Annotated in this window: 8 protein-coding genes; 1 reads left to right on the top strand and 7 read right to left on the bottom strand. The window is 46.4% G+C overall.

Translation table 11 applies throughout. From position 1 onward, the window contains the following. Window positions 1-85: 85 nt before the first annotated feature. From dtd to IGJ25_RS16795, 7 genes are all read right to left on the bottom strand, one after another. On the bottom strand, window positions 86-532 hold the full coding sequence (gene dtd, locus IGJ25_RS16825) for a D-aminoacyl-tRNA deacylase (RefSeq protein WP_005227772.1): 447 nt from the start codon (window positions 530-532) through the stop codon (window positions 86-88). 6 nt (window positions 533-538) lie between these two features. Further along, window positions 539-2,749 (bottom strand): RelA/SpoT family protein, encoded by a 2,211-nt coding sequence (locus IGJ25_RS16820; RefSeq protein ID WP_005227770.1) that lies wholly within the window; start codon window positions 2,747-2,749, stop codon window positions 539-541. A 187-nt stretch (window positions 2,750-2,936) separates the two neighbouring features. Beyond that, on the bottom strand, window positions 2,937-3,602 hold the full coding sequence (locus IGJ25_RS16815) for a hypothetical protein (protein WP_005227769.1): 666 nt from the start codon (window positions 3,600-3,602) through the stop codon (window positions 2,937-2,939). Window positions 3,603-3,606: 4 nt separating this feature from the next. Then, on the bottom strand, window positions 3,607-4,362 hold the full coding sequence (locus tag IGJ25_RS16810; protein WP_225001323.1) for a 16S rRNA (uracil(1498)-N(3))-methyltransferase: 756 nt from the start codon (window positions 4,360-4,362) through the stop codon (window positions 3,607-3,609). 1 nt (window position 4,363) lies between these two features. Next, entirely contained in the window at window positions 4,364-5,311 is a 948-nt protein-coding gene (prmA, locus tag IGJ25_RS16805) for a 50S ribosomal protein L11 methyltransferase (protein WP_081116938.1), read from the bottom strand. An 11-nt stretch (window positions 5,312-5,322) separates the two neighbouring features. Beyond that, window positions 5,323-5,811, bottom strand: a complete 489-nt coding sequence (locus IGJ25_RS16800) for a DUF3013 family protein (RefSeq protein ID WP_005227763.1) — start codon at window positions 5,809-5,811, stop codon at window positions 5,323-5,325. 16 nt (window positions 5,812-5,827) lie between these two features. Continuing rightward, the gene (locus IGJ25_RS16795; protein WP_010749036.1) at window positions 5,828-6,448 is read right to left on the bottom strand and encodes a DNA-3-methyladenine glycosylase; all 621 of its coding nucleotides are present in this window, start codon (window positions 6,446-6,448) and stop codon (window positions 5,828-5,830) included. Between the two features lie 216 nt (window positions 6,449-6,664). On the opposite strand from IGJ25_RS16795, the gene IGJ25_RS16790 reads away from it, so the two are divergent. Further along, window positions 6,665-7,942, top strand: a complete 1,278-nt coding sequence (locus IGJ25_RS16790; RefSeq protein WP_015510472.1) for a replication-associated recombination protein A — start codon at window positions 6,665-6,667, stop codon at window positions 7,940-7,942. Window positions 7,943-7,973: the final 31 nt, after the last annotated feature.

Below are 7,973 nucleotides of genomic sequence, written 5' to 3'. Positions count from 1 at the left end.
CTGGTTCATTCTGACCCAGATTTGATTTTGCACAACTCATCAGTCCTTATTGACAAAGAGCCGAAAATCCTTCGTTTTGTATCACTTATTTTTCTTTCGTATCGATCACAATCGTCACCGGGCCATCATTGACCAAGGCGACTTGCATATCTGCACCAAATTTTCCAGTAGCAACAGTGATCCCTTCTGCTTTTAAGCCTTCATTAAAAGCTTCGTAAAGCGGGATCGCAATACTTGGCGGTGCCGCTTGAATGAAGCTGGGACGATTGCCTTTCTTGGTCTCCCCATAGAGGGTGAACTGTGAAATACTCAAGACGGCGCCATTTATACTTTCCAGTGACCGATTCATTTTACCTTCTTCGTCTTCAAAAACCCGCAGATTTTTGATTTTTCTTACGAGATAAGCCACATCGTCGCCTGTATCCTCATGGGTGATCCCCAATAAAACCATAAACCCTTGTTGGATCGCACCGACGATATTCTCCTCAATCGACACACTTGCTTGACTGACTCGCTGGATCACTGCCCGCATTCTTTCTCATCCCTTCGTACGTCTGACGCTGTAAACATCTGGAATCTGCTTGATCTTATCAACGATCGATTTCAAATGAGTCAAATTCTGAATCGCCACCGTGATGCGGATCGTTGCCATTTTGTCTTTGTTGGTTTTGGCTTCGACACTCACTAAGCGCTTCGTGACAGTGTTGACTGTCTGTAAGACATCATTGAGCAACCCAGAACGATCATAGCCGTAGATCTCAAGATCGGCATCGTATTCTTTGTTGATGTCAGTGGCATCTTCCCACTCAACATCGATCAAACGGTTCGCGGCGTCTTTGTTTTGAACATTGGGACAATCGCTACGGTGGATCGAGATTCCTCGGCCTTTGGTAATGTAGCCGACGATCGAATCTCCAGGGACGGGATTGCAGCAGCGGGAGATACGGATCAACAAGTTATCGACCCCTTCAATGACAATGCCGCCTTCGTGACGAACCTTCATTTTTTCTGGTTCTTTTTTCGTCGGTTGATTGATCATCTCTTGGACTTGCTGCTTTTGCTTCTCGATTTGTTTCTCGCGCCGTTCTTCTTCGGTCAACCGGTTGGCTAACGTTGTGGGACTAACTTCCCCATAGCCGACAGAGGCAAATAGATCATCTTCTGTTTGGTAGTTGAACCGTTCGCAAGCTTCCGCCATTTTGCTTTTCGTCAAAAATTCTTTTGGCACAAAGCCCATATCTTGTAAGGTACGAACCACTGCCTCATGCCCTTTGATGATGTTTTCATCACGATCTTGGGCTTTAAAAAATCGTTTGATTTTGTTCTTCGCTTTGCTGGTAGCCACTAGTTTGACCCAGTCGCGGCTTGGACCAAAGGAATTTGGTGAGGTCAAGATCTCGATAATGTCCCCATTTTTTAGCTTGTAGTCCAATTGGACCATCTTGCCGTTGACCTTGGCGCCGGTGGTTTTGTTACCGATGTCGGTATGGATGCTATAGGCAAAATCCAGGGGACTGGAGCCTTGAGGCAACTCCGTCACATCACCTTTTGGCGTAAATACATAGACTTTGTCGCTGAAAATATCGCCTTTGACACCTTCCATAAATTCAGAAGCATCATAGCTTTCATCTTGTAGTTCCAAGATTTCTCGGAACCAGCCAACTTGTTGGGTCATCTTGTCGGCTCTGACTTTTTCGGTCTTGCCTTCTTTATAGGCCCAGTGCGCAGCAACCCCAAATTCAGCGATCTCATGCATTTCATGGGTCCGAATTTGGATCTCGACAGGATTGCCTTTGGGACCAATGACCGTCGTATGCAGCGATTGGTACATGTTGGCTTTTGGCATCGCGATATAATCCTTGAACCGCCCAGGCATTGGTTTCCATTTTGTATGGATCGTTCCCAAAACCGCATAACAATCTTTGATGGAGTCAACGATCACTCGGATCGCCAACAAATCATAGATTTCATTGAACTGTTTCTTTTGGTCTTTCATCTTGCGATAGATTGAGTAAATATGCTTTGGTCGGCCATAGATCTCAGCATAGATATCTAGTTCCTCGGTGGCGATTCGAATCTCTTCTACGGTTTCAGAAACGTAGGATTCCCGTTCTTCTCGTTTTGTCTGCATCAAATGCACGATTCGGTAATATTGCTGTGGATTCAAATAACGCAAAGAAATATCTTCTAATTCCCATTTGATGCGGCTGATCCCTAAACGATGAGCCAATGGGGCATAGATTTCCATCGTTTCTTGGGCGATGCGGCGTTGTTTGTCTTCCCGCAGATGTTTCAACGTACGCATATTATGTAAACGGTCAGCCAGTTTGACCATGATGACCCGTAAATCTTGCGCCATGGCGATCAACATTTTCCGATGATTTTCTGCTAATTGTTCTTCATGAGATTTGTACTTGATCTTACCCAGCTTGGTCACGCCATCCACTAGCATCGCTACATCGGCACCGAATTCTTCTTTCAGATCGGCTAACGTCACATCGGTATCTTCGACGACATCATGCAAAAAACCAGTTGCAACGGTATGAGGATCCATCTGCAATTCTGCCAAGATCCCCGCAACTTGGATTGGATGAATAATGTAAGGCTCGCCGGATTTACGGAATTGTTCTTTATGGGCTTCTGTCGCGTAATCTAATGCTTTTTGGACAAAGGCAACATGCTCTTCACTCATATAATGAGCGACCAATTTGATGACATTGGGCCCGGTCAATATAACTTCTTTTGCCATTCATTCCGCCTCCTGCTTTTCTTTTTTGTGCTATCAAAAAGGCAGACAGAAGTCGCTGTTAACGTTTCGTCACGCACCCAAAGCCTTGCGGACAAACGTTCTAAGCATGGGACTCCTGTCTAACCTGCAGTTCTTATTTAGTAGTATTATTATACAAATTTTTCAGCTATTTTTCAATCGCTGTTGTTCAAAGCACATCGGGCGACGGCTGGTCCTTAAGCAATTCTTCAAAAACATGATACGAGAGCCCGATTTTCTCAGCGCCAGCAGCCTGTAGTGATTGCAGCGCTTGTTCATCGACTGTGTCAGGATTGATCTGGATCGACAGTTGACTGCCGCCATCTAAGGAAAACAAGCTCACGTCATGCAATGCTTCTGCTAGTGGTTGTTTTTGCCCTAACACAATCTTTGGCCAAGCTTCTTCTTTCAAGCGTTGTGCTACTTGGATCTTCGTCAATTCATTCATGATCTCGGTTTGCACAGCTAAGCGGATCTCTCCTCCTGTCAAGGTCAAGGAGCGGATCGTTTCAGTCAGCTCCGCAAAGCCACGATCATTTTCCATGAAGGAAGAAGCTGGCAGCCAGACTTCCAAAAAATCGGCGCCTTCCATAAACGCCCGACCAATTTCAAACGCCACCTTTGCCAGTGTTCCTTGGGCAAGGGGGTAATCGATCACTGCGCCGATTTGTAGGGAAGAGCCTTGTGCCAAGATTTTCGCTCGCCGAATGGCACTAGGCAAAACGACGACTTCCTTTAAGGTCGTCTTATATTGATTGATAAAATCCTTCAAGACCCAGTCGGTCAGATCGGCCGTCAACAAACGGACACTGATTGCTTCTTGGTTCTTATTCATCAACTCACATCCTCTTTAATTCCGTTAGCACACTGACAGCACTTAAAAAATAAAACGGTGCTGTTTCTGTTCGTAAAATTCGAGGGCCTAACCCGCATAATTTGGCGTTGTTTTGCTGGGCTTCTTCGATTTCGGAGGGGGTCAGACCGCCTTCTGGACCAAAGATCGCTAAAACTTTGCTGCCAACAGGCAATGCGGTGATCACTTGCAGCAGCATCGCTGCTTCTCCTTGTTTGGCTGATTCTTCATAAGCCACTAGGACCGCATCATACTGACTGAGGCTTTGCCAAAATGCTTTGGCGTTATCCAGCAGCGTGATGGCTGGTGCGATCTGCCGTTGGGATTGCTCCGCCGCTTCTTGGGCGATTTTTTGCAGCCGTTGCTGCTTTTTCTGTAATTTCTTTTGATCCCATTTCACGACCGAAGTTTGTGCAGGAAAACCGATAAAGGCTGCCGCCCCCAGCTCCGTTCCTTTTTGAACGATCAATTCCAGCTTGTCGCCTTTCGGGTAGCCGCTAGCGATCGTGACCTGCAGCGGCAATTCCTTGTCCTGCTGTTCTTTTGCGACTTCCTCTAAGTACACCGTTTCTTCATCGGCTTCTTTGATCTTGGCAATGATCGCCAAATGATCCTCAAACACTAAACCGACTTTTGCCCCGGGAGTCATGCGCATCACTCGGATCATATGGTGGAAGGGTTCTCCCGAAACGGCAAACACCGCTTTTGCTTCATAAGGCTCCTGTAAAAAATATCGCTGCATCTTACTCTACCTCTGGTTTTTTAAAGGCGATCGCATACCAGTCTTTTTGATTGAACAATTGATCGATCTCAAAGCCTTGTGCGATCATGGCATCGATCACTAATTGTTTTTTCGTCTCAATGATCCCAGAAACGATCAAGGTCCCTTCTTGCTTCAATAGACGCCACGCATCAGGGATCATCAATAGAATGATGTCCGCTAAAATATTGGCAACGATAAGATCAGCAGGGACCGTCACTCCTTGCAAGAGATCATTGGCCTGCACGGTCACATCGTGAGCAATAGGGTTCATCGCCATATTTTCTTGGGCGGACCTCACAGCGACTTCATCTAGATCATAAGCGAACACGTCTTTGGCACCTAAATATTTACTGGCGATACTCAACACGCCTGAGCCCGTCCCGACATCTAAGACGGTTTCACCGCCTCGCAAGTAGACTTCTAGAGCTTGTAATGTCAAGCGTGTCGTAGGATGCGTGCCGGTTCCAAAAGCCATCCCCGGATCAAGGGTGATGATCTTTTCCTCTTCTTGCAGCGGTTGATAGTTTTCCCAGCTCGGCACGATCGTCAGATAGCGGGAGATACGGACTGGATGATAATATTTTTTCCAGGCCGTCGCCCATGCTTCTTCCACGACCTCGCTCGTTGTGATGGTGTTTTTGCCGATCGCCAAACCATATTCTGGCAGACGGTCGATGGCTGCTTTGATCGTCGGCAGCACTTCTGGTAAAAAGATCGTCTCTGGGAAATAGGCACTGACTTGGGCGCCTTCTTCTAAGGTCGTATAGGTTTCTTTATCCAAAATTTCGCCATACGCATCGCTTTTAAAATTTTCGATATCTAAAACGTCCTCGATCGCTACCCCACTTGCTCCGTGTTCCATTAAAATATTGGCGACTGCTTCCACTGCTTCGCTAGCTGTCGCTACGGTTACTTCATTCCATTTCATGTTCGTTCTCCTTAGTAACTAGGGTACGGGATCATGGTTTCCCCAGCTCCCGCTTGATAGTTCGTCATTTTCTCCACAAATTCTTCTTCGTTGAATCGCAATTCAAAGATCGCTTCTTCACTGTCATCGTTCAAGAAATCAAGCAGATCGCTTTGGCCTTCTTCTAAAATTTCTTGAATGTAATCAACCAATCCGTCTAACAAGGCTTTTTGGATCCCTTTTTTCCCTGCATAAGGGATCGTCGCTAAATAATCTTCTTCATCAAACGTTGATTTTTGTGGATCATACAGCAAAATCCCATCTTCAAATTCAATGATCGCTTCTTCTGATGCCACACCTTGCGCATCGTCGATCTGCACGTGGTGAGGATTTTCGGCAAACAAGCGCAGCACCAATTCGATCGTATGATTTTTGGCATCCCAATCGATCGCCACATCATAGTCGGTGATTTTTTTCGTTAATCGCTGATCTAAGTAAGTCAATATCGTTTCTTTCGCCATCACTATTCCTTCTTTCTTAACACCATCCATGGTCTTGCTGAACAGCGGTTTTTCGTATATTTGTCAAATACGGATTGCCAGCCACCGCAAAACGAAGCGGCATCTGGGTCCATTCCCCTTTATTTGGGATACCGATCCGAGGCAATGCCAAAATTTCTTTTGGGGTACGTCGGCGCTCAGGAACCAAATGCAGTGGGCTTGTAAAAATCGATTCTCCATAAAGCTCAGCGGGGATCTGCAGTGCCTGTACCAGTTTCCCGGGGCCGTTGGCTACATCCGGTCCTGTTTTTTGTCGTTGTTGCTCCATCAAAGCGATCCCATCCACCGGTTCTAGCCCGCGAATCATGATTCCTTGCGGGATGCCTTTTGGCTGCGTAATAAAGTTGACGATTCGATGCGTATGCATCGTATATAAATAAATCGTACCTGGTTCCTGATACATCGCCCGAACCCTTGGTGTGTTTCGCATGCCCACACTATGAGCCGCCAAATCATCGGGACCTAGATACGCTTCACAATCCACGATATACCCACCTACTGTTCCTTCTGGGGTCTCATGTTCCAAATACATTCCTAATAAGGCACGTGCGATGGTCGTTGTCGGCTGTGTCGCAAAAAGTGCCATTAATTCATCCATTCTCATCACCCTCTTTATTCTACACAATTCTCGACGAACTTACTATCTTTGACTACAGAGTTACGACGATCTCAACGATTTCTTTTCAACGAACCTGATTTTTGCTGACTGAGTGGAAAATAAGCGCCCTTTTGTTTCTGTAAAGACGCAAATCAGCTTGTTTATGAGAATATACGTTCTTATGTTATACTTACAGGAAAAGGAGAGGATCGTTTTATGCAGCAGCCACTTGCTTATCGAATGCGGCCACGGAACTTAGATGAAGTCGTCGGACAGCAGCATTTGGTTGGCCCGGGGAAAATCATTCGCCGAATGGTCGAAGCCAAAATGCTTTCTTCGATGATCCTATACGGACCGCCGGGAACCGGAAAAACCAGCATTGCCAGTGCGATCGCCGGCTCGACACGCTATGCGTTTCGCATGCTGAACGCCGCCACAGATACAAAAAAAGACCTGCAGATCGTGGCAGAGGAAGCCAAAATGAGCGGTACTGTCATTTTACTGCTTGATGAAGTCCATCGACTAGACAAGACAAAACAAGACTTTTTACTGCCCCATTTAGAAAGCGGCAAGATCATTATGATCGGTGCCACGACGGAAAATCCCTACATTACGATCAATCCAGCGATTCGCAGTCGGACACAGATTTTTGAAGTCAAACCGCTCCAAGAAGAAGATATTTTGACCGCCATTGATCAAGCCTTAGCAGATGAAACTCGCGGACTTGGATCAGAAACCATCGTATTGACCGATGATGCCCGCTTGCATCTCTCGCGAGCGACCAACGGCGATTTACGAAGTGCGCTAAACGGCTTAGAGCTCGCTGCTCGTTCCACCCCAAAAGGACCAGACGGCATTATTCATTTGACCTTAGCGATCATTGAAGAGTGCGTCCAGCGTAAAGCATTGACCCACGATAAAGATGGGGATGCGCACTATGATGTGATCTCTGCTTTTCAAAAATCGATTCGCGGCAGCGATGTGGATGGTGCGCTGCATTACTTAGGTCGTTTAGTAGAGGCAGGCGATCTGGCGATCATTTGTCGGCGCTTGATGGTCATCGGCTATGAAGACATTGGTTTAGCTAACCCAGCAGCCGCTGCTCGAACCGTCAATGCTGTGTTAGCTGCTGAACGTTTGGGCTTGCCAGAAGCTCGGATTCCGTTAGCCGATACAGTGGTCGATCTATGTCTGTCACCAAAATCCAACTCTGCCTACATGGCATTGGATGCAGCGATCGCAGATATTCGCAGCGGTAAAGCTGGTGATGTCCCGGATCATTTACGAGACAGTCATTACAAGGGTGCCCAAAGCTTGAATCGGGGTGTCGGCTATCAATACCCGCATAATTTTGATGATGCCTGGGTCGATCAGCAATACTTACCTGATAAGCTGAAAAATACTCATTATTACCAACCAAAAGCCACTGGTAAATATGAGCAAGCCTTAGGTCAACGGTACCAACAATTGCAGCAGCGAAAGAAAAAAAACTAGGTACTTAGAAAAAATAGCGACTTTTTGGTAT

Source organism: Enterococcus sp. DIV0240d, from assembly GCF_051711245.1.
In the GTDB taxonomy this organism is placed as follows: domain Bacteria; phylum Bacillota; class Bacilli; order Lactobacillales; family Enterococcaceae; genus Enterococcus_D; species Enterococcus_D casseliflavus.
This window is presented reverse-complemented; position numbering and strand designations above follow the sequence as displayed.

What these genes read in the sequence shown, in the direction of transcription:
- dtd (WP_005227772.1), bottom strand. Translation starts at nt 532, where the DNA reads ATGCGGGCAGTGATCCAGCGAGTCAGTCAAGCAAGTGTGTCGATTGAG.
- IGJ25_RS16820 (WP_005227770.1), bottom strand. Translation starts at nt 2,749, where the DNA reads ATGGCAAAAGAAGTTATATTGACCGGGCCCAATGTCATCAAATTGGTC.
- IGJ25_RS16815 (WP_005227769.1), bottom strand. Translation starts at nt 3,602, where the DNA reads ATGAATAAGAACCAAGAAGCAATCAGTGTCCGTTTGTTGACGGCCGAT.
- IGJ25_RS16810 (WP_225001323.1), bottom strand. Translation starts at nt 4,362, where the DNA reads ATGCAGCGATATTTTTTACAGGAGCCTTATGAAGCAAAAGCGGTGTTT.
- prmA (WP_081116938.1), bottom strand. Translation starts at nt 5,311, where the DNA reads ATGAAATGGAATGAAGTAACCGTAGCGACAGCTAGCGAAGCAGTGGAA.
- IGJ25_RS16800 (WP_005227763.1), bottom strand. Translation starts at nt 5,811, where the DNA reads ATGGCGAAAGAAACGATATTGACTTACTTAGATCAGCGATTAACGAAA.
- IGJ25_RS16795 (WP_010749036.1), bottom strand. Translation starts at nt 6,448, where the DNA reads ATGGATGAATTAATGGCACTTTTTGCGACACAGCCGACAACGACCATC.
- IGJ25_RS16790 (WP_015510472.1), top strand. Translation starts at nt 6,665, where the DNA reads ATGCAGCAGCCACTTGCTTATCGAATGCGGCCACGGAACTTAGATGAA.